This is a genomic window from Bacteroides sp. D20 (genome assembly GCF_003436255.1).
GTDB classification, from domain to species: domain Bacteria; phylum Bacteroidota; class Bacteroidia; order Bacteroidales; family Bacteroidaceae; genus Bacteroides; species Bacteroides uniformis.
In genome coordinates this window covers 91,908-116,128 of record NZ_QSOO01000012.1, presented here as the reverse complement: position 1 = coordinate 116,128, position 24,221 = coordinate 91,908, and the positions used below count along the sequence as shown (strand labels likewise).

General features: G+C 46.9%; 20 protein-coding genes. 15 read left to right on the top strand and 5 right to left on the bottom strand.

Going from position 1 to position 24,221, the window contains the following annotated elements:
• Positions 1-9 precede the first annotated feature (9 nt).
• The 10 genes from DXD78_RS13420 (at position 10) to proS (ending at position 15,028) form a co-directional block, all read left to right on the top strand.
• Complete coding sequence (locus DXD78_RS13420) at positions 10-2,478, top strand: sodium/solute symporter (RefSeq protein WP_009038523.1); 2,469 nt, start codon at positions 10-12, stop codon at positions 2,476-2,478.
• 37 nt (positions 2,479-2,515) lie between these two features.
• Complete coding sequence (locus DXD78_RS13415) at positions 2,516-3,433, top strand: dihydrodipicolinate synthase family protein (protein ID WP_005829247.1); 918 nt, start codon at positions 2,516-2,518, stop codon at positions 3,431-3,433.
• Between the two features lie 166 nt (positions 3,434-3,599).
• Entirely contained in the window at positions 3,600-6,779 is a 3,180-nt protein-coding gene (locus DXD78_RS13410; protein ID WP_016273669.1) for a TonB-dependent receptor, read from the top strand.
• A 31-nt stretch (positions 6,780-6,810) separates the two neighbouring features.
• Positions 6,811-8,304, top strand: coding sequence for a RagB/SusD family nutrient uptake outer membrane protein (locus DXD78_RS13405; protein ID WP_009038521.1), 1,494 nt, complete (start codon positions 6,811-6,813; stop codon positions 8,302-8,304).
• 13 nt (positions 8,305-8,317) lie between these two features.
• Entirely contained in the window at positions 8,318-9,949 is a 1,632-nt protein-coding gene (locus DXD78_RS13400; RefSeq protein ID WP_009038520.1) for a sialidase family protein, read from the top strand.
• A gap of 29 nt (positions 9,950-9,978) precedes the next feature.
• Entirely contained in the window at positions 9,979-10,647 is a 669-nt protein-coding gene (locus DXD78_RS13395; RefSeq protein ID WP_009038519.1) for a D-lyxose/D-mannose family sugar isomerase, read from the top strand.
• Positions 10,648-10,652: 5 nt separating this feature from the next.
• On the top strand, positions 10,653-11,738 hold the full coding sequence (locus DXD78_RS13390; protein ID WP_009038518.1) for an aldose epimerase family protein: 1,086 nt from the start codon (positions 10,653-10,655) through the stop codon (positions 11,736-11,738).
• Positions 11,735-12,814: a metallophosphoesterase gene (locus tag DXD78_RS13385; RefSeq protein ID WP_005836957.1), complete on the top strand. Its 1,080-nt coding sequence runs from the start codon at positions 11,735-11,737 to the stop codon at positions 12,812-12,814. Before DXD78_RS13390 ends, DXD78_RS13385 begins: the two co-directional genes overlap by 4 nt.
• 47 nt (positions 12,815-12,861) lie before the next feature.
• Entirely contained in the window at positions 12,862-13,419 is a 558-nt protein-coding gene (locus DXD78_RS13380) for a YhcH/YjgK/YiaL family protein (protein WP_005829228.1), read from the top strand.
• Between the two features lie 115 nt (positions 13,420-13,534).
• Entirely contained in the window at positions 13,535-15,028 is a 1,494-nt protein-coding gene (proS, locus tag DXD78_RS13375; protein ID WP_005829226.1) for a proline--tRNA ligase, read from the top strand.
• Between the two features lie 493 nt (positions 15,029-15,521).
• Here proS and DXD78_RS13365 read toward each other — a convergent pair whose 3' ends face one another.
• The gene (locus DXD78_RS13365) at positions 15,522-15,755 is read right to left on the bottom strand and encodes a hypothetical protein (RefSeq protein ID WP_008663499.1); all 234 of its coding nucleotides are present in this window, start codon (positions 15,753-15,755) and stop codon (positions 15,522-15,524) included.
• A gap of 175 nt (positions 15,756-15,930) precedes the next feature.
• On the opposite strand from DXD78_RS13365, the gene DXD78_RS13360 reads away from it, so the two are divergent.
• Together DXD78_RS13360 and DXD78_RS13355 are read left to right on the top strand one after the other, a co-directional pair.
• On the top strand, positions 15,931-16,113 hold the full coding sequence (locus DXD78_RS13360) for a hypothetical protein (RefSeq protein ID WP_005829223.1): 183 nt from the start codon (positions 15,931-15,933) through the stop codon (positions 16,111-16,113).
• Positions 16,114-16,342: 229 nt separating this feature from the next.
• A complete protein-coding gene (locus tag DXD78_RS13355; protein WP_005836959.1) occupies positions 16,343-17,473 on the top strand; it encodes a glycosyltransferase family protein in 1,131 nt (376 codons plus the stop codon).
• On the opposite strand, the gene DXD78_RS21065 is transcribed toward DXD78_RS13355, so the two are convergent.
• Positions 17,470-17,571: a smalltalk protein gene (locus DXD78_RS21065; RefSeq protein WP_005836960.1), complete on the bottom strand. Its 102-nt coding sequence runs from the start codon at positions 17,569-17,571 to the stop codon at positions 17,470-17,472. The genes DXD78_RS13355 and DXD78_RS21065 overlap by 4 nt on opposite strands.
• Positions 17,572-17,625: 54 nt before the next feature.
• Positions 17,626-18,135: an HU family DNA-binding protein gene (locus DXD78_RS13350; RefSeq protein WP_005829218.1), complete on the bottom strand. Its 510-nt coding sequence runs from the start codon at positions 18,133-18,135 to the stop codon at positions 17,626-17,628.
• A 276-nt stretch (positions 18,136-18,411) separates the two neighbouring features.
• Here DXD78_RS13350 and DXD78_RS13345 point away from each other — a divergent pair, with 276 nt between their 5' ends.
• Complete coding sequence (locus DXD78_RS13345; protein WP_005829216.1) at positions 18,412-18,672, top strand: DUF4248 domain-containing protein; 261 nt, start codon at positions 18,412-18,414, stop codon at positions 18,670-18,672.
• A 129-nt stretch (positions 18,673-18,801) separates the two neighbouring features.
• On the opposite strand, the gene DXD78_RS13340 is transcribed toward DXD78_RS13345, so the two are convergent.
• Both DXD78_RS13340 and DXD78_RS13335 read right to left on the bottom strand, forming a co-directional pair.
• Entirely contained in the window at positions 18,802-20,931 is a 2,130-nt protein-coding gene (locus DXD78_RS13340) for a VapE domain-containing protein (RefSeq protein WP_009038515.1), read from the bottom strand.
• Between the two features lie 122 nt (positions 20,932-21,053).
• Positions 21,054-21,377 (bottom strand): hypothetical protein, encoded by a 324-nt coding sequence (locus DXD78_RS13335; protein ID WP_005829213.1) that lies wholly within the window; start codon positions 21,375-21,377, stop codon positions 21,054-21,056.
• A 761-nt stretch (positions 21,378-22,138) separates the two neighbouring features.
• On the opposite strand from DXD78_RS13335, the gene DXD78_RS13325 reads away from it, so the two are divergent.
• The gene (locus tag DXD78_RS13325) at positions 22,139-22,663 is read left to right on the top strand and encodes a UpxY family transcription antiterminator (protein WP_034529848.1); all 525 of its coding nucleotides are present in this window, start codon (positions 22,139-22,141) and stop codon (positions 22,661-22,663) included.
• A 675-nt stretch (positions 22,664-23,338) separates the two neighbouring features.
• On the top strand, positions 23,339-24,211 hold the full coding sequence (locus DXD78_RS13320; protein WP_009038513.1) for an N-acetylneuraminate synthase family protein: 873 nt from the start codon (positions 23,339-23,341) through the stop codon (positions 24,209-24,211).
• The last annotated feature ends 10 nt before the right edge of the window (positions 24,212-24,221 follow it).

Sequence of the window (24,221 nt, the reverse complement as noted above, 5' to 3'; positions counted from 1 at the left end):
ATATGACAAATGACACGGATTGTAAATAATTGTGTTGCATTGGTATGCCTTTGTTTGTTTTGGGGTCAAAGCCTGAGAGCTGCAGATGCTTCTCATTCTGAGCAGATAAAGTGGGGCAACGAGAGTGTTTTTAATGAGGAACACAACACTTTGGGACTCTTTTCCGGAGTACTTGGCGGACAAATTGTATTGGCAGGCGGCACTTCCGACGATTATAGCCGATGGGGAAGAAATGCGGTATGCCTTTCTGAAAATGCCGGATTCGCTTTGTATGAAGATGTGTTGTCCAAGCCGTTGGCTTATGGCGCTTCCATAACACTCTCTGACGGTATCTTGTGTATTGGAGGGCGTGATTCTTCCCAATGCTACGAAGATGTATTTTTTGTCACAATGCAGCAGGGCAAACTGAATGTTTCGGAAGATTGGCCGCCACTTCCTTTTCCGTTGTCTAACGCGGCAGGAGCACTACTGGACAATAAGGTATATTTGTTTGGAGGCAGGAAGTCGGTAAGTCCGTCCAGGTTATCGGATTCTTTTTTTGTGCTGGACTTGTCGAACAAGTCCAGAGGATGGAAAGAACTACCGGGCTATCCGGGATGCGTCCGGGAAGATGCAATTCTCGTGGTACAGAACAACGGCGTTTCCCCTTGTCTGTATTTATTGGGTGGACAGACGGAAACGGAAGAAGGGTTGTCTTCTTGCTTGACTGATGGATATGTCTATAACCCCCAATTGGGTAAATGGAGTTCATTAGGTTCGGATTTTCCGAAAGGAATATGTGCTGCTGTCGCCAGCGGAGCCAACCATATACTTCTTTTTCAGAAAGAGCCGGAAGATACACAGCATCTTAAAAAAGAGAATGCTTTATGGAAATACCATACAATTACGCAGACTCTTGTCAAGTCTGAATGTATTCCAGGTACCTATGACACTATGCAAGTCTTGCAAAGAAACCGTTCCTTCGTTATACTCGGTAGCAATGCCAGTTCCGGAACGAATAGACTGTACAGCCTTCAAGGGGATATTGTTCCTTTGGAAAAGGGGTTGGGACTTGTCAATATCCTTGTGATTATCGGTTATTTTGCCGTATTGGCCGGAATTGGAATTTACTTTTCACGGCGCCAGAAAAGTACGAATGACTATTTCAAGGGTGGAGGACGTATTCCGTGGTGGGCTGCCGGGCTGAGTCTTTTCGGAACCGCGTTGAGTGCCATCACCTTCATGGCTATACCCTCCAAGGCATATGCCACTAACTGGAGTTATGTGTTGTTCAATACCGGTATTGTGTTTGTTGCCCCCGTCATTGTTTATGTCTTTATTCCTTTTTTCCGGAGATTGAATATAACGACTGCCTATGAATATCTGGAGATACGTTTCAATGTCTTTATCCGGGTTATTTGCAGTCTGGCCTTTATTATTTTCCAGGTAGGGCGTATGGGCGTTGTGCTTTTTCTGCCCTCCATTGCTTTGAATGTGGTGACTGGATTGGATATATTCCTATGTATCGGTATTATGGGAGTTTGTAGTATTCTATATACAATGATAGGGGGAATAGAGGCGGTTGTATGGACAGATGCCATTCAAGTAATTGTACTGTTGGGAGGAGCGATATTTGCAGTGATATACATCTCGTGTTCTCTTCCCGGTGGATTGGGTGAAACGATTGATATTGCCGTGGCAAACGGTAAGTTCGATTTGGGAGCGACGAACTTTGACTTGAAGGATGCTACGATGTGGACTGTCATTATTGCCGCATGTTTTACCCATCTTACCACCTATGGGACGGACCAAAGTATGGTGCAGCGCTATCTCACTACCTCTTCGATGAAAGAGGCACGGAAGAGTGTATGGACCAATGCGATACTGACTGTTCCCGCCACACTGATTTTCTTCTTTATAGGCACTGCGCTTTATGCCTATTACAAGGTGTATCCTGAGAATCTGAGTATCAGTATTCCTAACGGCGATGCTATTTTTCCGTGGTATATTTTTACCCAATTACCGGTCGGTATTGTAGGGTTGTTGATTTCGGGCATCTTCGCTGCGGCAATGTCCACTTTGAGCGGCAGTATGAATTCGGCAGCCACAGCTTATATAGTAGACATTTATTCACGTTTCTTTCATAAGGGAGAGGGTGGCAATGAATTGCATGCGGCACGTATGGCAACTTGTGTGATAGGAATCATTAGTCTATCTTTTGCTTTTCTTATGGCAACATGGAATATCGCTTCATTGTGGGACGAATTTAACAAGATACTCGGGCTCATATTGGGCAGTATGGGAGGACTGTTCATGTTGGGCATGCTTACCAAACGCGCCAATTCCGGAGGAGCAATCATTGGTATAGTCGCAAGTATCATCGTACAATTGTTTGTTGCCAGATTCCAGACGTTCCATTTGCTTTTGTACACGGCATCCGGCTTTATCTCATGTTTTGTCATAGGTTATCTGGCAAGCTTGTTCTTTAAGAAAAAATAGGTTTGAACCTATCATTAATTATAATATAATTTTATTTATGAACAAACGACTTTTAACAGGATTAATCGCTGCACCATTTACGCCAATGCACGAAGATGGTTCCTTAAATTTGCAGGTGATCGGGCCGTATGCAGAGTTTCTGATGCAAAAGAAATGTGTGACGGGAGTGTTTATTTGTGGCACGACGGGAGAATCCGTTTCTCTGACAACAGAAGAACGAAAGGCTGTTGCGGAAAAATGGATGGAGGCAGCCAAGGGAAAACTGAAAGTGATAGTGCATGTAGGTGGCATGTCGCAGGTTCAGTGTGCCGAGCTGGCAGCCCATGCGCAAGCTATTGGAGCTGATATGATAGCAGCCATGGCGCCCTGCTTTTTCAAGCCCGGTTCTGTAGATGAGCTGATAGGTTTTTTCAAGCCGATAGCTGCATCGGCTTCCCGCTTGCCGTTTTATTACTATAACATGCCGTCCATAACCGGGGTTTCCTTGCCGGTACACAAGTTCCTTATAGAGGGCAAGAAGCAAATTCCCAATCTGGTGGGAGTCAAGTTTACTCATAACAACCTGATGGAGATGCAGCAGTGCATTCATGCGGACGGTGGGGCGTTCGAAGTCTTGCACGGTTTTGATGAGATACTGATTACCGGATTGTCGGTTGGAGCTAAGGCTGCCGTAGGCAGTACCTACAACTATGTTCCGGGTATATACAAAGCTGTGATGGAAGCCATGGAAAAGGGAGACCTTGAAACAGCCCGTGAAATGCAATGGAAATCTGTTGAAATCATTGATGTGCTGATAAAGCATGGGGGAGGAGTCAGAGCTGGTAAGATATTCATGAAACTGGCAGGAATAGACTGTGGACCATGTCGATTGCCGATAGCTCCTTGTTCTGAAGAAGAGCTGGAGGAGACAAGAAACGAATTGAAAAATACGGAATTCTTCAAATACATTAATTAACTAAAAACGATTGCCTATGGAGATATTGCAACAATACATCCAATGAAAAAACTCATTGGCCAACTTAAGTTTGACCCCCGAAAAGGGAGGGGAAACGAGTATTGGCACTTCTCGTTTCCCCTTAAATAAATTACTGAAACAATTTATTATTAAAATCGTAACAAAGATGAGAAAAATATTTCATTTTCACCTCATAACTTTTCTACTATTTTGCCCATTTTTGCTTTGGGCACAAGAATTTAACCTATCAGGTGTAGTAGTGGACAATACTGGTGAAACTCTTCCAGGAGTTTCCATCGCTGTGAAGGGTACGACTCGAGGAGTTATTACGGATATGAATGGCGCTTTCCAGCTGAAAGTAAGCAAGGGGGAAACTCTTGTATTTTCCTATGTGGGCTATGATGAACAGCAAATCCTGATTACTAATCAAAAGATTCTTAACATCCGGATGGAACCGACCACCATGGGGCTGGATGAAGTGGTGGTTGTAGGTTATGGTACCCAATCCAAGCGTACCGTAACATCCGCTATCAGTAAGGTGGATGGAGAAACATTGAAGGCAACTCCTATCAATACTGTGGGAGAAGGGCTGAAGGGTAAAATTGCGGGTGTACGCGTGTACAATGAGAACAATACTCCGGGTGCAGAGGCTACGTTCTTGATTCGTGGTGGTTCATCTATCAGTCAGAGTAATTCTCCTCTTATATTAGTTGATGGCGTAGAGCGCAGTACAGCGGGTATCAATCCCAATGACATCGAATCTATCGAAGTCTTGAAGGATGCCGCTTCTTCTGCTATTTATGGTTCGCGTGCATCGAATGGAGTTGTCCTGATTACGACAAGAAAAGGAAAAAGCGGTGCTCCTCGAGTGACGTTTGAGGCTTCCTTTGCAAACGAGAATGTGGAGCGGATGATTGAGTATCTGGATGCTACCCAAGCTGTTACTATCATGCGCGATCGTTGGGCTTCCGGACCCAGTCCGGAAAAGTTATACCTTGACGGATATGCTTATAGTTCCGGCAATACGGATGCTTCCAAGTTTTCTACCCGTTACCTGAGGGATGGAGAGAGCATTCCGGCAGGATGGAAGTCTGTGGCTGATCCGTTGGATCCCAGTAAGACTTTGATTTTTGAAGATAATGATTGGGCCAGTACTTGTTTCAAGAATGCTCTTTGGCAAAATTATTATGTGGGGATAGAAGGAGGTACGGAGAAATTGAGCTATGTGGGCAGTATTGGCTATATGAAAGATTCCGGTGTAGGTGTAGGCACGGCATTCGACCGTTTCAATGCCCGTACTAATGTAACTGCCAAAATCAGAGAGAACCTGACTTTCAGTAGCAACATAGATTACAGCCAGACGAATAGCGAAGAGTATGCCAGTCAGTATCAGGTGATTTCCCGTGGACTGATGACCCCGGCTGTTCAACGTAAATATTGGGTGTCTGACAATGAATGGTACGGAACCCCGACGCCAGGTCCAAACTCTTCGTCTCCGAATCCGAGCTTCTACTCGTATTTTAATGATAACAATCAGCGTACCAACCGTTTGGGGTTAGTCGGCTCTCTTGATTGGGAAGTTTTGAAAGGATGGCATGCTGTGGGCACCGCTTCTTTGTTTACGCAAAACAGCCATGGAGATACATTCATGCGTGCCAACCCGATGAATGGAACGCGGAAGGCGACTACCAACATGACGGATGAGCAACGGAAGAAACTGGAATTCTACACCAGCTATACAAGAACGTTTGCCGATAAACACAGCATCAGTGCGATGGTAGGATATTCCTATCAGCAATATTTGTACAAGTATGTGTATGCTGCCACTACCGGACACAGCTCCGACAAGATACCGACATTGAACGGAGGTTCTGTTTATTCCGATGCAACGTCGACCAAGCAGGAAGATGTGAATATCGGTTATTTCGGCCGATTGAACTATGATTATCTGAAAAGATATATGTTGACTGCTACTTTCCGTGAGGACGGCTCTTCCCGTTTTGCCAAAGGCAACCAATGGGGATTCTTCCCCGGATTGTCTGTCGGATGGGTTATGAGTGATGAGCCTTTTATGCAGAATATCGGTTTTATAAGTAATTTGAAGTGGCGTGGCAGTTATGGGCAGACCGGTAACAACTCCATCGGCTATTACGATGCATTAGGATTGTATGCCATTACCACCAGTTACGATCAAAGTGCTGCGACCGTTTCTTCGGCCATGCCTAACAAGGCTCTTGAATGGGAGACTTCCACACAATTGGATTTAGGTTTTGATTTAGGCTTGTTCAAGAACCGCATCATTCTGGGTATCGATTACTTTAATAAGATTACGGATAACCTGATTACTTCCAAAGTATTGCCCAATACGTCGGGATACGGTTCCATCCTTACCAATCTTGGAAAAGTACGTTTCCGTGGTTTCGATGCTGAAATAACAACACGTAACATTGTCAAGAAGGATTTCACGTGGGAATCTAAATTCACCATTACTTACGTAAAGAACAAGGTGCTTAAACTGCCCGAAAACGGACGGGACAAGAACCGCCAGGGAGGATACTCTGTAAAAATGCAGGATGGCACGACCAAAGAATTCGGAGGTGTTGCCGAGGGTGAACCGTTGGGGCGTTTCTATGGATATAAGAAAGACTTTATCATTACAACTCCCGAGCAGGCTGCCAATGCCCGTTATGACACCTCATCCAAAGGTTGGGACTGGACCACGAAACAGAAACTGGGTGTCGGAAAAAAGACTATTGGAGACTATGAGTGGAAAGACCTGAACGGAGACAATATCATCAACAGCAATGATATGTTCCTGCTGGGAAATACGATTCCCCATACCACCGGAGGTTTGAACAATACTTTCACTTACAAGGGCTTCACTTTGAATGTCTATCTTGATTTTGCTTTGGGGCACTCCATTTCCAATGGTTATCTGCAACGCCAGATGTGTAATTTCATGAATGGAAACACCAGCCTGCCTGCTGAAATCCTAAAATGCTGGAATGTGGGGGATGACCCGAGTAAGGCCAAGTATGCCCGTTTCTCAGGCAATGACTCCGATGAGTTGAATAAGAATTTCCGGGACAACTCCGATGTTTTCACCCAGAAAGCCGATTATCTCTGTATCCGTGAAATCTCTCTGCAATATGCTCTGCCTCAGGCATTGCTGGCAAAGATTGGTCTGAAAGGGCTGGTATTGACCCTGGCCGGAAACAATCTGCATTATTTTACGGAAGTAATAGGCCTTTCTCCCGAAGTAGGTGCATCAAGTACCTATTCCGGTAGTTTCAACACCTATCCGCCTATCCGTAAGTTCTCTATCGGATGTAAAGTTACTTTGTGATAAAAGAAGTTTAATACGAAAAATAAGAATTATGAAAATAAAAATATTATCCGGCATTCTTCTTATAAGTGGGGTCTCGTTTTTTACATCATGTCATGGAGACCTGAATGTGATACAGCCCAGCCAGTTCACCAGCCTATCCATGTGGACAGAGGAGAGCGATGCTACGAGTGCGGTAAATGGAGCATATACTCAATTCCGTTCCGCCTTTTCCGATTTGCTCAACATCTATGGAGAGATGCGCTCAAACTGGTATGAGAGTGGGGCGGTAAATGATGCGTTTTTTAATAGAGTGGGTACAAACGTATTGCTGAGCGGTGATGCAGGTACAAATTGGAGTAGCATATATACTACCATTAACAGTGCAAATTTGATTCTGAAGCATACTCCGGAAATCTCTTTCACCAATGAAGCTACACGCAGTGAAGTGATGGCCAATGCCTATTTCCTACGGGCATATTGTTACTTTACTCTGGTGCGGGTATTCGGTGACTGTCCGTTACTGACTTCCGGCTTTGAGTCAGAAAAGCAGGAGGACATGTATCCCAGCCGTACGGCGGCCTCTGAAGTATATGCTCAGGTCGAAACCGATATAGAAGAAGCTTTAAGGTTGATGCCCGCTTCTTCCAAGCTTCTCCATAAGGCATCTCCGGCAGCCATCAACATGTTGCGTACTGAATATTACTTATGGAAGGCAAAGCGTCTGGGAGGAGGGAATGCGGCTCTGAGTACGGCGCAGTCTTCTGTTGATGCGGTATTGAAAGCCGGATATACACTTCTTCCCACGTTTGCCGATATTTTCAATTTAAACAACGAAGCCAATTCTGAGCTTATCTGGACATTGCCCTATATCGTCAATGAAAATGTGACTCCGGGAACATCCCCCAACTTTTTCGCCTATTATCTGGCACCTAACGGTGACAGAACCCGGCTGAGGGAAGCCGGATATACCGAGGATGAGGTTCCTGCCGGTTCCCATGCCCAGTATGTTGTGCCCACGCAAGCCTATTGCGATTTCCTGGCTGAGGATGCACGTGACACGCGTACGGATGTTTCAGTACGGGTATTCGAGGATAAGTTCCTGACGGAAGAAGTACAGATTAAAAGGATGGTTGTGAAGTTCAAAGGCTCCTTTGCCAATGATACGCGTAGTTTTGACAGTGATGTCCCCGTCTATCGTTTGGCCGAAGCCTATCTTTTGAAAGCTGAAGTGGAAAATGCCTTGGGAAATACGGATGCCGCTTTGCAGAATCTGAATGTAGTGGCCAAGCGTGCTTATGGGGTAGACAACTACTACACGGCAAGGACTCAGGATGCCATAGACAATGCCATTATCAGCGAAATACTGAAAGAGTTTGTCGCAGAATCAAAAGCATGGTGGGCATACCTTCGCTTTAATAAGGAATTCGAGCTTATTGAGACCTTGAAGGGGCGTGAAGGGGAGAAGAATGTTACCTTGTGGCCTATTGCTCCTGCTTGTCTCAATACTAATCCGAATATAACACAAACGGAAGGTTACAAATAAATATTGGGATGATATGAGATATAAGACTATACTTTTACTGGTCTTGTCTGCTTGGGGCATCATGGCATGCCAAAATTATACGGATAAGATAGCGGTGGAGATTCGGCAACCGGTATATCCGGTGTTGACATTGAAGGAGCATAATCCGGTATTGTGTCTGCGTCTGATTAGGAACAGCGGCGTGGCATATCAGTTGGAAAAGATAAATTTCACTTTGGATGGAACTGTCCGTTCCGGTGATGTCGTTTCCGCTTCGCTGTTCTTGGATGAGAATTGTGGGCAGGTTTGTGCAAGTGCCAAACCGGTGAACAAACAATTGAGTTTTAAGGTAGGCCGGCAGATAGAGGAAGATACACTGACATGCTGGGTGGCACTCCGACTGAGGGATGATGCGGCGCAGGCTACAAGCAAGATTGAAATCTCATGCAGCAGTGTCCAGACAGACTTGGGGCTGGTGGGCATCCGCCAGTTGCCCGCAGTAAAGCCGCTCCGTATAGGAGTGGCCCTGCGGCAGCCGGGTCAGGACGGGGTACACACTTCCCGCATTCCCGGATTGGTGACTTCGACGAAAGGTACCTTGCTGGCCTTGTATGATGCACGCAATGAAAGAGATGACGATTTGCAGGGTGACATTGATATTGCCATCAATCGCAGTGAAGATGGAGGGCGGACTTGGCAACCCATGCAGACTGTTCTGGATATGAAAGAATGGGGCGGGTTACCTCAGAAATATAATGGAGTGAGTGATGGTTGCATCTTGTCGGATGATTTCACCGGAGACCTCTATGTCATAGGGTTATGGATGCACGGAGTCTTGGACCCCAAGACGGGCAAATGGATAGAGAATCTTACCGATACCTCGACCGTATGGAACCACCAGTGGCGTGCGCACGGTTCTCAGCCGGGATATGACGTTAAACAGAGTTCCCAATTCCTGATTAGTAAGAGTACTGACGACGGACTTACCTGGAGTGAGCCGCGTAACATTACCCGCCAAGTAAAAAAGGAAAAATGGTGGCTGCTTGCTCCCGGACCGGGTCGTGGCATCACAATGGAAGACGGTACATTGGTATTTCCGGTAGAGGGGCGAAACGAAGACGGGCTTCAGTTCTCTACAATCATGTGGAGTAAAGACAAGGGCGAAAACTGGACCGTAGGCGAACCGGCCTACTACAATACCAACGAATGTCAGGTGGTAGAACTTTCAGACCATTCCTTGATGTTGAACATGCGTGAGCGCAGCAACCGGGGACGTCAGGAAGGTAATGGGCGGGCTATTGCCGTCACTGCCGATTTGGGGAAAACGTGGACGGAACATCCCACGTCGCGCAGAGCTCTCATTGAACCGGCTTGCCAGGCATCCTTGCTGCGCCATGATTATATTGAAGACGGAGAAGAACGTCATGTATTACTCTTTGCCAATCCTAATTCAAAAGAGCGCCGTAACAACATTACCATTAAGGTGAGTTTCGATGACGGGCAAACTTGGCCCGAGGAGTATTGGATGTTGTTGGATGAAGGTAGGGGGGCGGGGTACTCTTGCATGACTTCCATTGACGAGCATACCATAGGTATCTTTTATGAGGGGAGTCAAGCCGACATTCAGTTCCAGGCTATCCCGCTGAAAGAATTATTGAAGAAATAAAAGTATAACACCTTAAAAAATAGACAAATATGAAACGCAGTGAAATCAATCAATATATCCGCGAAGCCAAAGCATTTATGACAAAGTATCACTTCATGCTGCCGCCATGGGCGGACTGGACTCCGGACGACTGGAAAAGCAAAGGACTGGAATGTAATGATATCCGGGAAAGAGCCATGGGCTGGGACTTGACCGACTTCGGCTGGGGCGATTTCCTGAAAATCGGCCTGACTCTGGTAACCCTCCGTAATGGAAGTCTGCAGAAGAAAGACAAACCCTATTGTGAAAAGATTATGTTTGTCCGCTGCGGACAAGTTACTCCTACCCATTTCCATTGGCTGAAAACGGAAGACATCATCAACCGGGGCGGAGGAATCCTCTGCATGCGTCTGTGGAAGGCCGACAAGGAAACTGAAATGCTGACTGAAGAACCGCTTGTCGTTTCCATCGACGGAGTCAGTACACGGGTAGCTCCCGGAGAAACGGTGCGTCTTGCTCCCGGACAAAGCATTTGTTATGAGCCTTATCTCTACCATACTTTCTGGGCCGAGGACGACCATTGTCTGGTAGGCGAAGTCTCTACAGTGAACGATGACATGAGAGACAACCGTTTCCTCACCCCCAAGGGGCGTTTCCCGCAGATAGAAGAGGATGTTCCGGCCGAACATCTGTTGTGCAACGAATATCCCGAAGTTTAGAAAGTATGAAAGATAAGACCAACCTGACGGGATTGAATCCTGATAATTTCCGGTCCGTAATCAACGGAAAGGATACCGGCCTTTATATACTGCGCAATGGCAGCGGTATGGAGATGTGCGTCACGAACTACGGGGCCATCGTCTTATCCATCATGGCTCCTGATAGTCATGGTAAGTTTGAAAATGTCGTCATAGGCTTCGATACGCTGGAAGAGGCCCGCAGGCAAAGCAAGGACTATTATATAGGAGCTACTATAGGCCCCGTAGCCGGACGCATATTGCACGGCGCTTTCCGTGTAGGAGAAAAAGATTATCACTTACAGCTTAACTCTGTTTCTAATACTCTGCACAGTGGTGATAACGGTTTTCACACGGTGGTGTGGGAAGCACAGCAACCGTGTGAAAACCAACTTCTCCTCCGGCATTTCCATGCCGATGGAGAAGCCGGTTTTCCGGGCAATGTTACGGTAAGGATGATGTATACCTTGACGGACGACAATGGGTTCCGTATAGATTATGAGGCGGAGACAGACCGCGACACCTTGTTCTGTCCCACCAATCATGCCTATTTTAACCTGGCGGGCATGGAAACTCCCACTACCTCCATTGAAGACCATCTGGTGAGGATAAACGCGGATTTCTACCTGCCTATCGACATGAATACGAACAATACCGGTGAAGTCAGGGCAGTGGGCGATACGCCTTTTGATTTCCGCGACTACCATTCCATAGGCGAACGCATCAACCGGAAAGACTTGCAGTTGCTCAACGGCCACGGTTATGACCACTGTTTTGTCTTGAAGAAACCCGCGCTGCATGAGCTCTCTTTCGCCGCCACCTGCATCAGTCCGTCCAGTGGGCGCAGAATGGATATCTATACCACAGAGCCGGGGCTTATCATGTACACCGGCAATTATTTGCCGGGCTTCACGGGCATGCATGGCACTGTGTATCCGCGTCGTAGCGCCGTCTGCTTTGAAACCCAGTGCTTTCCCGATACACCGAACAATCCGCATTTCCCCTCCATCGTATTACGTGAAGGAGACCTTTATAAACAGACATGTATTTATCAATTCAGTACGCAACCATGAAAAACAGAATCATTCTTTGTTTGGGATGCCTGCTGGCATTCCTCCAGCTCCGGGCACAAGTCAATACCAACCAGCAGCATTTGTGCAATCCTAATTCTTTTTCCATCGTCCTGCTGGGCGACCCGCAAAACTACGTGAAGTATGACTATAACCAGCCGGTTTTTGAGCTGATGACGGCGTGGACCGCTCATCATATAGACTCCCTCCGTGTAAAGGCGGTGCTTTGTACGGGCGACTTGGTAGACCAGAATGAATGTATTCTACCTCCCTTCCCGCGTTTCGGGAATCTTACGAGCCGGGAGCAGTGGACATTTGTGTCGCGGGCTTTCGGGCGGTTGGACAACAAGGTCCCTTATCTCATTTCTACCGGAAACCATGATTATGGCTACACCCGTTCGGAGAACTCGATGACCCGTTTCCCGGAATATTTCCCGATAGAGCGCAACAGCCAATGGAAAAAGACCATCGTGGCTGCAACCAATAACAGAAACGGCCTGCCTACGCTGGAAAATGCCGCTATGGAGATAACGGACGAGCATTGGGGGAGGATTTTGATTATTGCCGTTGAATTTGCCCCACGTGATGAGGTCTTGTCATGGGCAAGGGAGCTGGTGGCTACCCCACGCTTCAAAGACCACACAGTGATTCTCATCACCCATTCCTATCTTACCGGCTTCGACAGCAAGCGCATCACCAAAGAAGGCTATAAGATAACCCCGTCCAATACGGGCGAAGGCATCTGGCAGAAGCTGGTGCAACCTTCCGCCAACATCCGTCTTGTGCTGTGCGGACACTATGCCACTCCGAATGAACGGTTGGACTATACCACGGGATTCCGTACCGACAAGAATGCAGCCGGACACGATGTGCACCAGATGATGTTCAACTGCCAGGCGTTGGGTGGCGGCATGAGTGGAAACGGGGGAGACGGCTGGCTGCGTCTGCTCGAATTCCTGCCCGACGGACATACGGTGCAGGTCAGGACCTATTCTCCGCTTTTCGGCTTTTCTCCTCAAACCAAGGACAAGGCATGGCGTACGGAATCTTATGACCAGTTTCAATTCACGATAAAATAAAAAATATGAAGCGTATATCAATTATTTATTCATTAATACTCTTTTGTATGTATTTATCAGCACAGACAAGTCCGGAGTGGACTTCCGGAAATGCGAAGAAATGGATGAAAAGTGCCGTTTGGTCCAATGGCTGGACTGTCTCTCCCCATAAATCAGTCAATGCTGTTGAATTTGCCTGCCAATATCATAAGAACAAGGATGTCTGGGATGCTGCATTCCGCTTTCTTGCCGAACATGATTTGGAAGCGCTGTCCATTGGCAACCATGTCATTCTGGAGGGGAAATGCTGGGCTACGGTCAGTGAATACATTCCCAAAGAGGTGGAGAAAGGGAATATTGAAAGTCACCTCCGTTTTGTCGACCTTCAGTATGTACTCTGGGGAAATGAAAAGATGGGGCTGGCAAGTGACGTCGAAGTACGTCAGGCGTATAATTCAAAAAAGGATGTTGCTTTTTATACCTCTTCCCGGATAAAACACTACTCTGCCGATGCCGGCAGTTTCTTCTTGTTTTTCCCTTCGGACATTCACCAGCCTTCTGTTCGGGGAAAGGGGGAACTTGTTAAAAGCAGGAAGATTGTGATTAAAATAGAATATGTAGATTAGTGTGTTTTCGGTTCTATTAAAAATACTATTTGTTTTTCAAATAAATTTCCTTTAAAATTTGTACTTTTGCCGACTGTTTAGAGAAATCAACGAAAACTTTAAAAAACGAAATAGAATGGCAGTAGAATTGAAAGACCTTACCAAACGTAGTGAGAACTATTCTCAGTGGTACAACGAGTTGGTGGTAAAAGCCGATTTGGCAGAACAATCGGCTGTACGCGGCTGTATGGTGATCAAGCCCTACGGATACGCTATCTGGGAGAAGATGCAACGTCAGTTGGACGATATGTTCAAGGAAACGGGACACGTCAACGCTTATTTCCCCTTGCTTATTCCGAAATCATTCCTCAGCCGTGAAGCGGAACATGTGGAAGGCTTTGCCAAAGAGTGTGCCGTCGTGACGCACTATCGTTTGAAGAACGATCCGAATGGCGGCGGTGTGGTGGTGGACCCTGCTGCAAAACTGGAAGAAGAGCTGATTATCCGCCCCACTTCCGAAACCATCATCTGGAACACCTACAAGAACTGGATCAATTCATACCGCGACCTGCCTATCTTGTGCAACCAGTGGGCAAACGTGTTCCGTTGGGAAATGCGTACCCGTCTGTTCCTCCGTACCGCCGAATTCCTCTGGCAGGAAGGACACACGGCACATGCCACCCGCGAGGAAGCCGAAGAAGAAGCGGTAAAGATGCTGAATGTATATGCCGAGTTTGCCGAAAAATACATGGCGGTGCCCGTGGTAAAGGGCGTGAAGTCTGCCAACGAGCGTTTTGCCGGTGCCCTCAACACCTACACCATCGAAGCGATGATGCAGGACGGAAAGGCTTTGCAGAGCGGTACTTCCCACTTCTTGGGACAGAACTTCGCCAAGGCGTTCGATGTACAGTTCGTCAATAAGGAGAACAAGCTGGAGTATGTTTGGGCTACTTCCTGGGGTGTTTCCACCCGTCTGATGGGAGCGCTTATCATGACGCATTCCGATGACAACGGTCTGGTACTTCCTCCGCACCTGGCTCCGATACAAGTAGTCATCGTACCTATCTACAAGAATGCGGAGATGCTGGCTAAGATTGACGAGAAAGTGGCAGGCATTGTTGCCAAGCTGAAGTCAATGGGTATTTCCGTGAAGTACGACAATGCCGACAACAAACGTCCGGGCTTCAAGTTTGCCGACTATGAGGTGAAGGGTGTTCCCGTTCGTCTGGTGATGGGTGGCCGCGACTTGGAGAACAATACAATGGAAATCATGCGTCGCGATACACTGGAGAAGGAGACGCGTTCCTGCGAGGGTATCGAAGAGTACGTGAAGGATTTGCTCGAGGACATTCAGGCAAATGTCTACAAGAAAGCGCTCGATTACCGCAACAGCCGCATCACCAGCGTGGACAGCTACGAGGAATTCAAAGAAAAAATTGAAGAAGGCGGCTTCATTCTGGCTCATTGGGACGGGACTACCGAAACCGAAGAGAAAATCAAGGAAGAGACCAAAGCAACCATCCGTTGCATTCCTTTCGATTCATTTGTTCCGGGTGACAAGGAACCGGGCAAGTGTATGGTTACCGGCAAGCCTTCTGCCTGCCGCGTGATTTTTGCACGTTCCTATTAATAATACCCACCCCGGATTACGCGGATTAACACAGATGATTTTAGGAGTTCTGATAATCAGAAACTTTTATCTGTGTCAATCCGCGTAATCCGGGGTGATTGTATATCTTGATACGTCCTCTCGGTTTTAAATTTATAGAGTTATCTCTCATCATGAATTGATGAACAGCTATTTATATTGCTTCAGAAATTCTGAGATTGTTTTACGTACAGTTTCCGGAGATTGTTTTGAATGAAGCATTGCTGCAATGACAATCCTATTCTCATCAATCAATAATATATCACGTTAGGGGAAAGTTTTAAATGACGGACAGTAATGTTGTTAAATAGAGTAGAAAAATCACTGTCTATAATTCCTATATACGGATGTTTTGCTTAAAGATTTACTTTGTCTTGTATCTTTTGACGTGTTTTCTGTGCCGTCAACATGCCAAAATTATTCTCTACATAAATAAGTATCTCTAAAAAGTGCTCATAAGCCAACTTAGACCAGACTATTTCCATCCCATGCGTTCATTTATCATACTCTCTATTTGGGAGTTTGATATACAGTGTCCTGCTTTATTCTCTTCTAAGGCAAATAGAAGGGCTTCAGCCAAAGCATCTCGGGGAATACTGTTGATAAAGTCGTCCATCGGTATGGCTGATTGATGATAAGTTGCCATCATCGGTTCTTGTGCCGTTTGTTTGGGAGAGTCCTGCTCTTTATATGGTTTAATTTTACCCATTGCTTTTATTTTTAATCAAAGGTAAACTGAATAAATGAAAACTCCTAATATTCAATCCATTTATTTTCTACTGCATCAAAGCCAACCAATCTACATACTATTGTAACCTCCTTCACATCTCCTCGTAACAACTTTCCCTCATTTTTGCAGCGTAAAAAAAGAAGGAGGCCCGAATATGAAACTGAACAGAAATGACTATACCGTAGAGGCGGCAGCCGGCGGTGGTTTTTACGCTTATTTTATGAATAATGTGTTGTGCAGCGCCTACGGTGAAACGCCTGACGAAGCCTGCGAAAACCTGGAACAGATTGTTGACGACTTTGTCAGTGATATGTATATGGTCGAGGAATTTGTCTGATATTCCGGCATCATATGCCGACCGAATTATCCTTTTTACGTATTTATTCCATAAATTCTCTTGAAGTCATGTCTGCGCGATGCCGGTGTGACTTTTGTCATTTATAACCGAATTGTCACATTCTTCACATTCTGCCGTAACACGGAGGTGCGATATTTGCATCAACTAAATGCAACGTCATGTGCTGCATGTGTTTCAACATTAATTTGTAAATCATCAAGTCGTCCCAATGAAAGTCCTTTTTATCGTTCAAGGAGAAGGCCGCGGGCATCTGACCCAAGCCATAACAATGGAAGAGCTGCTGCGCCGCAACGGTCACGAGGTAGTGGAAGTGTTGGTGGGCAAAAGCAATTCGCGCTGTCTGCCCGGTTTCTTCAACCGCAGCATCCAAGCTCCGGTGAAACGTTTTCTCAGTCCCAATTTCCTGCCTACGCCTGCCAACAAGCGGGCAAGTCTTGCGCGTAGTGTGGCCTATAATCTCACCCGTCTGCCCGTCTATCTGAAAAGCATGCACTATATACACCGCCGCATCGAGGAGAGTGGTGCCGAACTGGTCATCAACTTCTACGAACTGCTCACGGGGATGACCTATCTCTTCTTCCGTCCTTCCGTTCCTCAAATAAGCGTCGGGCACCAGTACCTGTTCCTGCACCGCGATTTCGAGTTTCCCGGTAAGAACGGCTTCCATCTGTGGCTGCTCCGCCTTTTCACCCGCCTCACGTGCATAGGTGCCCGCGAAAAGCTCGCCCTTTCCTTCCGCGAGATGGAGGATGACGAAGAAGCGTATGTCCGCGTGGTTCCGCCATTGCTGCGGAGGGAGGTGCTGTCGTGCGAAGGTACGGAAGGGGATTATCTCCACGGATACATGGTAAACTCCGGTTTTGGCGAGAATATCCTCCACTGGCACAGTGCCCATCCGGAAATACCCCTCCACTTCTTCTGGGACAAGCAGGACGAAGCCGAGGTGTGCCGTGTGGACGACACCTTGAGTTTCCATCAGCTCGATGACGTCAAGTTCCTGCGCTACATGGCAGGCTGCAAGGCCTATGCCACCACTGCCGGCTTCGAGTCGGTCTGCGAGGCGATGTATCTGGGCAAGCCTTTGCTGATGGTTCCGGCGCATATCGAGCAGGACTGTAACGCCTACGATGCATTCCGTAGCGGTGCCGGTGTCATCTCCGAGGAGTTTGATTTGGAACGTCTGCTGGACTTCTCGGAGCATTTCCACCCGAACATGGCTTTCCGCTATTGGGTGCGTAGCTGCGACTGGCGTATCCTGCGCTGTATAGAGAGGGAAGAGAAAGAGGAAACCTTTTTCGGGGTTTCCTCTTCCTGCCGTCCTTTCTTTCCGGCGACTTAAATGTTCACGTTCATCGCATTGGCTCCCAATGCCCCTAAGATGGCAGAGGCTACTGCAATTACGACTTTCAGAATTTTATCCCAGATACTTTTTTTCATGCTATATACGTTTTAAAAGTTGAACATACGAATCGGTAGTAAAATCAGTCATACTTATCCCAACGGATTTTCGCCCTGGTCTCCGTCCGAACCGCCTCCGTCTCCCGAGCCGGAACCGCCGCCGGAGCTTCCTCCTTCACCGTCTCCCTTGTTCACCAATGCCTCCAGGTCGTAGAAGTCAATCTTCTGCCCGGCACGCGTGGCGGCGATGTCCGGTCTTACGGTGCTGGAAGGCCGGAAATTGATTTTCACCGCTTTGATGTTCTTGGCGGTGCACTCCTTTACATCCAGTACGCCTGCCGTACGCGCCGACAGGCTGAATACGCCGAAGTTCTTGATATTCACTGACTGGCCGCTGTAGAGGGTTGTTATCATGGCCTCCACAAAATTGGTCAATACACTCTGGATGTCTCCCAGTGTCAGCGAACTCTTCTCTTTCATCACATACGCAATGTCGTCCAGCGTCGCATTGTCGCCCAGTGTCACCAGCTGCGGGTAGAACTTTGCCACCGCATCTGCCTTTCGAGGATCTTTCCTCGCAATCTTCTTGAATGGTACTCCCATAAACAATTAAATAATTAAAAATTAACAATTAGAAATTAAAGTCCCGTATTGCAATACTCTTCTCTTTCTCCTTTAGGGGGGGAAGAGGGGTGCTGCAAAAGTACTTCTCCGGCTTTTTCTGCTCATGGCTTTCTTCGGGTTACGCCGTCTCTTTCCCGTTTCCTTTCTGTTCAGGAAAAGTTCTTCGTCCGATGCCCGTTTATGTCTGTATACGCTTGGTCATACCGCTGATATTCAGTATCTTTATGGTGTAATAATCAACCAATAACATAAGGAATGAAAACAGAAAAAGAAAAGAGGGAAGAGGAGGAGGAAGACCTTCGTCCGTTCCGCATCCACGCCTATTCGAAGGAGGAGCTTGCCATGCTCTACAACCCGACTTACTGCATCAGCAATGCCATCTATACCCTGGCGGCATGGATACGCCACAACAAGGCGCTGAAGGGTGAGCTGGAGAAGGTGGGCTACAACAAATACCGGCGCACCTTCACTCCGCTGGAAGTGAAAGTGCTGGTGAAGTATCTGGGAGAACCCTGACAGGATGCCGGCCGGAAATAGGGAAGCCGTGTAAAGAAAACGCCAATATATGTAAAGCCCCGTAACAATATATGTTGTCATGCACAACAATATATGTTACGGGGCTTCTCTCTTCTCCTCGAATACCGGTTACTGATATAGCTGGATGTCCACTACCTCATATTCGGTCGTCTCCTGCTCGTTGGTCCGTGTGCCGAATCCGTACTTTTCCAGTGCCTGCACCAGTACCAGCTGGGTGTGCGGGTTCACCTGCACCTTCCCGAATATGCTGAGCTTGGTCAGTATGACGCTGGCAGGGAGCCATTTTACCTGCAGGTCCTCGGGCAGCGGTTTGCGGAAGAAGACGAAGAGGTTCTCCTCCACGGGGTCTTTCATGCGGTGCCGTTCGTTGTGCTTGTTCAGCTGTTCTATCTCCTCGCCCTCGTACCAGTATCTGAAACCGTCTTTCAGCAAGGCGAGCGCCTGGGCGTAGATGCCGGGATGGTTCACCGGGGTGTGGTAGTCTATGCCGGTGACGGTGATGGGGAGGAAACGCCGGTTTCCGCCGATGTCCTGCAGGCACTGCCGGTTGTTGGTGCTCGCGATGAAGGAGCAGTGGCGGGGCAGGGTGAAGGCTTCGATGTCGTAGGCCTTGCGCTGCGTCACGTTGTCCTGCGCGATGATTCGCTTCAATGCTGCCAGCTCGCCGGGCTTCACGCCTTCGAACTCCTCCATGTTGATGATGATTCGCGTGGCGAGCAGGCGGGCATCGTCCTTGTTGCTCGGGTCTATTATGCCGTTGTAGAAGTACTCTTTCCACTCGGGCGGCAGCAGGCGCCGAATCCAGCTGCTCTTTCCCTTTCCCTGCTCGCTGTAGAGGATGATGACGAGCTGGTTCATGTCCTCGTCGCTCAGCGCGCAGTCCACCAGGCCCACTATCCACCGTTTGAAGCCCTCCTGCCACAGTTCCCGGTTCTCGGTCGTCAGGGTGTCGGCAAGTTGGGCGATGTAGTCCGTCCCGTCCCAGGGGGGAAGCGCGTACAGATAGTCGGTGTAGGGGTTGAACTCCTTGGCGTAGTTGGAGTCTATCACGGCTCTGAGGAAATTCTGGTAGCAGGAGATGCCGGCCATCTGCAGGTCTACGAATATGGTGTTGTAGTCCTTTCCGCGCATGGGGCGGTAACCTTTTCCGGCATCTGCCGACAGGGCATAGGGCATGAATTCGAGGCGGTCCAGGATGAGGTTCCTGCGGATGCCGTAGTGCTCTTCCAGAAAGCTCATCACTTGGTTGATGACGGGCTTTTTCTCTTCCTTCTTTGTAGCGGCTTCGCTGGTCTTGTCGGTATAGATGTAGGCATTGTGCAGGGGAGATTCCACGTCGGGATACTCTTGTCCGAACTCGTTTTTCGCCAGTCTGATGGCTGTCTGCTCGTCCAGGCCCTTGCTGTAGCATTTGTTGCCCAGGGCGAAGAGGAAGTTGTCGCGGTTGCCTGCCCGGAACCTGGTGGTGCGCTTCACGGCGGTCACGGCTTGGGAGAATATCAGCTTCTCCCAAGGCTTTGCGTCCTGCGGCGTGGCGGCAGAGGAGGCGGGGAGGGGGTGTACCGTTTCGACGGGCGTCTTCTTTGGGCTGTTCTCCTTCTTCGCAGGCGGGATGATGCGTGCCGGCAACGGGGAAATCTGTTCCAGCAGTGCGGCATTGATATAGGCATGCGGGTCGAAGGACATGAAGTATCCTCGCGAGATGTCCTTTCCGCTTCCGTCCACCTCTACTCCGAGAAGGGCCTCGTAGTGCTCTTTGGCGGCGCTGTACAGCTTCAGGTGTATCTCCTCGAGCGTGGCGTAGGTCACCTCGCCCTGCCGGAGACGGTCATACAGACGCCGGGTGTATTCCGTCTGCATGAAGACGAACAGCTTGTAGCCGTGCCTTTTGGGGGAGAGGAAACTGCCCAGGGTGTGCGGGTCTTCGTTGATGAGGGTCCGGGTCTGCTCCAACTGTCCTTCTTCCAGGTCGTCGATGTCGAGCGTGATGACGGGGTTGTAGCGGGTGATGCTCGGTGCGAGCCTTCTTTCCCGGTAGTTGGCCGTGAGGGTCCTGAAGGGAAGCTGCTTCTTGACGTGGTTGGCTTCCTCCACCTTTCCCTGCGCCACGAGGCTGGCGATTTTGATGATTAACTTGGCATGCTTGCCGTTTTTTATGTCAGCCATGTCCTGCGTGAAGGTTGTCTCCCCGCTGACGGCGCTGAAACCACGGTAGGTGGTCACTGGAATGTTTTCCATTCTACTTGTATTAAGTTTGCCTTATTGGCGGCGCAAAGATGCCGTTTATTTCCTTAGGAAGCAAAAACGGCCATCCGCAGTGGGACAGCCGTTTTTTTACAATTTGAATTCCTTGGTCCGTTTTACTCCTTGGGATATAGCTCATTGAAGAGCTTATATATCTCATCCTCAATGCAATCGGGGTTCAGCGTATTGCCGCTTCCGTCCGCGTCCATAAAGTTTACAAGTAGATGCAGCAGCTTGGCGAAGGGGCTTACGCCCTTCAGTCCGTGTTCCTTTTGGGGATTTATCAGCAGTGGTATGAAGGGTGTCAGGAAAGCCTTCCGCTCCTTGTATTCCACGGTTAACGACTTGTGTTCTACCATAGAAAGCAGGTCGATGGCCACTTGCACCTCTTTGCTCTCTTTGGTGTACAGCACTTGGTAATCTCTCCCTTTGATTTGCATCACGCTAATTGGCGTTTTTTTGTTCTCATAATTACAATTTGAAAATCTAATTTTATATTAAGTTAACGAATCGGGTGCAAAATTAATAAAAAAGAGAAGTCTGTGCACTATGTATTACACGGATTGGCACGGATTTTTGTAGTTTCTGTGCGTATCACTTTTGTGTATGTCCGTGCGTATCATCCTTTTGTTTCCGTGAGTATCCGTCACTCAGAACGTAGCGAAGAATTCTTCTCTGTGCTCCTCTGTGCCAATCTGTGTAATCTGTGGTGCCCCTCTCCGTGAACAAGTGAAGCGTGTGTGTAGTCTGTATGTATAGGGTGAGGTACCGGAACCTATGGTTATATATGTAACACACCCTTTCTTTAAAAAGATAAGAAATGACGCGCGTGCGCGTGTATCTTACCTAATAGGCGTAATTCTTTGATATATAGTGTGATGATGTCTGCATTAAAAAAGATTATCATTTTATCAATCAGAATATTTTGTACTTTCATTTCTTGACGTTACCTTTGCGTTCATTAAACGGAACGTGTTATAAAACATTTCTTTCATCATAAACGTTTCGTTGATAACGGCTTATCGCAAGATAGCTTGAATATAACTATTTCGTCGCCTTCCTTCCGAGATGGTGGAGGGTTTTGAAATAAAATGAATGCATATAGCCTATTTAAAGTAACCGCATTACATTACTTGACCGGGAGGTACTTCGCTACTCCGGTGTCCCCCAATCATATTTTTTCGTGAACGAGAATGCAGAAATGCACTGGTATGCAGTGCGTGTCACCTATAGCCGAGAGCTTTTTTTCAAGGAATACCTGGATGCAGCGGGCATTGAAAACTATATACCCATGCGCTATGAGTATGTCGTGAGGAAAGAGCGCCGCCTGCGCAAGCTTGTTCCTGCGGTCCATAACCTGGTCTTCGTCCGCTCCACCCGCGAGCGTATGGATGAAATAAAGAACGAACCGGGCATGAACATCCCCATCCGCTATATCATGGACCGCGAAACCCGCCAGCCCATCGTCATCCCGGACTCGCAGATGCGCAGCTTCATCGCCGTGTCTGGCACCTACGACCAGGCTGTGCTCTATCTTGAACCCACCGAACTGAACCTCTCCCAAGGAACCCGGGTACGTATCACCGGCGGCATCTTCGAAGGAGTGGAAGGGGTGTTTGTGCGTGTGCGCCATGACAGGAGGGTGGTGGTGAACATCGAGGGGGTGATGGCGGTGGCGACGACGTTTGTGCATGCGTCGCTGGTGGAGGAGATAGGAGAAGGGTAGAAGGGAAAACAGATTGTGTTTTTGAGTTTTTTCTTTTTTTTGTTGAAGAATAATATCCATTGGAGTAATGATTTTTTGTTAAGAATAAAGATAATACTTGTTATAGCTCGTATTGGGATCCTTATTTTTGTTTTTTTAGATAGAAATTTCGACAATATGTAAAGGAAAGCGAAGCTCTACTTAAAATAAATAGATGTAATTCGTTTACGTAAACTGTTTTCTAGCATCATGTTTTGCAATATGTAAATATTCCCATATAATGTATTTTTGCTTCTAATAGCAATAATTTCGGTAAGAATCATAATAGATGTCTGCATGAGTAAAATCCGACCTCTTGTATAGAAAAAAAATCGCTCCCGAAGAGGAGCGATTAATGTGGTCATTGTACACCACACATTGATATCACTGAAGGATAAACAGGATATCAATATTCGACTACTTGAATCTTCTGTCCATAATGATAGGAATCAGTACTAATATATTAAAATCAAGTGTTATTTTTTTATTTAAAGGGAAATTATTAAATGGTGTTTTCTTCTATACAATACGTCAAAATTGGACGCTTATATATTTTATCTGTTTTTGACATGAAGTAATGGGCATTGTTGACTTATAATGTCAAAAATGGAATATTGATAAATGGTGTTATTTATTCCATATAAAATAGATATTCCAATGAAAAATCCTAAAATTATTGCAGAAATTGGTTGTAATCACAAAGGTGATATGTTAATCGCAAAAGAGTTAATCAAAACAGCTGCAACTTATTGTAACGCTGATGTCGTGAAATTTCAGAAGCGATGTAATCGAGAACTTCTCACTTTTGAAGAATATAATTCCCCTCATCCTCATCCTGAGAATTCTTATGGCGATACTTATGGTAAACATCGTGAATTTCTTGAATTTACGATTGACCAACACCGCCAATTGCAAGAGTGGTGTAATGAATATGGTATTGAATACTCTACCTCAGTATGGGATGTTACATCAGCGAAGGAAATCTGTTCTTTAAAGCCTAATTTAATAAAAGTTCCATCCGCTTGTAATCTAAATAGAGATTTACTTGAATATCTATGTGAGCATTTTGAAGGAGAAATTCATCTTTCTTTTGGAATGACTACTCATGATGAAGAAGAAAAGATTATACGTTTTTTTGAATCGAAAGGACGAAATAAAGATCTTGTAATTTATGATTGTACATCTGGTTATCCTGTGCCTTTTGAAGATATATGTTTACTTGAATTAACTCGTTTACGTGAATTGTATGCTGACCGGATAAAAGCTATCGGATTTTCGGGACATCATTTAGGAATTGCTGTGGATTCGGCTGCTGTTGCATTAGGTGCAGAATGGATTGAACGGCATTATACGCTTGACCGTACTTGGAAAGGAACAGACCATGCAGCTTCATTAGAACCTGATGGCGTAAGAAAACTTGTACGTGATTGTAAGGCAGTTGCTAAATCTCTGACTTATAAAAAAGAGGAAATTTTGGATATTGAAAAGATTCAGCGTGATAAATTGAAAAAGCACCAAGTAAAATGGTAATTCTAGAATA

What these genes read in the sequence shown, in the direction of transcription:
- DXD78_RS13420 (WP_009038523.1), top strand. Translation starts at nt 10, where the DNA reads ATGACACGGATTGTAAATAATTGTGTTGCATTGGTATGCCTTTGTTTG.
- DXD78_RS13415 (WP_005829247.1), top strand. Translation starts at nt 2,516, where the DNA reads ATGAACAAACGACTTTTAACAGGATTAATCGCTGCACCATTTACGCCA.
- DXD78_RS13410 (WP_016273669.1), top strand. Translation starts at nt 3,600, where the DNA reads ATGAGAAAAATATTTCATTTTCACCTCATAACTTTTCTACTATTTTGC.
- DXD78_RS13405 (WP_009038521.1), top strand. Translation starts at nt 6,811, where the DNA reads ATGAAAATAAAAATATTATCCGGCATTCTTCTTATAAGTGGGGTCTCG.
- DXD78_RS13400 (WP_009038520.1), top strand. Translation starts at nt 8,318, where the DNA reads ATGAGATATAAGACTATACTTTTACTGGTCTTGTCTGCTTGGGGCATC.
- DXD78_RS13395 (WP_009038519.1), top strand. Translation starts at nt 9,979, where the DNA reads ATGAAACGCAGTGAAATCAATCAATATATCCGCGAAGCCAAAGCATTT.
- DXD78_RS13390 (WP_009038518.1), top strand. Translation starts at nt 10,653, where the DNA reads ATGAAAGATAAGACCAACCTGACGGGATTGAATCCTGATAATTTCCGG.
- DXD78_RS13385 (WP_005836957.1), top strand. Translation starts at nt 11,735, where the DNA reads ATGAAAAACAGAATCATTCTTTGTTTGGGATGCCTGCTGGCATTCCTC.
- DXD78_RS13380 (WP_005829228.1), top strand. Translation starts at nt 12,862, where the DNA reads ATGTATTTATCAGCACAGACAAGTCCGGAGTGGACTTCCGGAAATGCG.
- proS (WP_005829226.1), top strand. Translation starts at nt 13,535, where the DNA reads ATGGCAGTAGAATTGAAAGACCTTACCAAACGTAGTGAGAACTATTCT.
- DXD78_RS13365 (WP_008663499.1), bottom strand. Translation starts at nt 15,755, where the DNA reads ATGGGTAAAATTAAACCATATAAAGAGCAGGACTCTCCCAAACAAACG.
- DXD78_RS13360 (WP_005829223.1), top strand. Translation starts at nt 15,931, where the DNA reads ATGAAACTGAACAGAAATGACTATACCGTAGAGGCGGCAGCCGGCGGT.
- DXD78_RS13355 (WP_005836959.1), top strand. Translation starts at nt 16,343, where the DNA reads ATGAAAGTCCTTTTTATCGTTCAAGGAGAAGGCCGCGGGCATCTGACC.
- DXD78_RS21065 (WP_005836960.1), bottom strand. Translation starts at nt 17,571, where the DNA reads ATGAAAAAAAGTATCTGGGATAAAATTCTGAAAGTCGTAATTGCAGTA.
- DXD78_RS13350 (WP_005829218.1), bottom strand. Translation starts at nt 18,135, where the DNA reads ATGGGAGTACCATTCAAGAAGATTGCGAGGAAAGATCCTCGAAAGGCA.
- DXD78_RS13345 (WP_005829216.1), top strand. Translation starts at nt 18,412, where the DNA reads ATGAAAACAGAAAAAGAAAAGAGGGAAGAGGAGGAGGAAGACCTTCGT.
- DXD78_RS13340 (WP_009038515.1), bottom strand. Translation starts at nt 20,931, where the DNA reads ATGGAAAACATTCCAGTGACCACCTACCGTGGTTTCAGCGCCGTCAGC.
- DXD78_RS13335 (WP_005829213.1), bottom strand. Translation starts at nt 21,377, where the DNA reads ATGCAAATCAAAGGGAGAGATTACCAAGTGCTGTACACCAAAGAGAGC.
- DXD78_RS13325 (WP_034529848.1), top strand. Translation starts at nt 22,139, where the DNA reads ATGCACTGGTATGCAGTGCGTGTCACCTATAGCCGAGAGCTTTTTTTC.
- DXD78_RS13320 (WP_009038513.1), top strand. Translation starts at nt 23,339, where the DNA reads ATGAAAAATCCTAAAATTATTGCAGAAATTGGTTGTAATCACAAAGGT.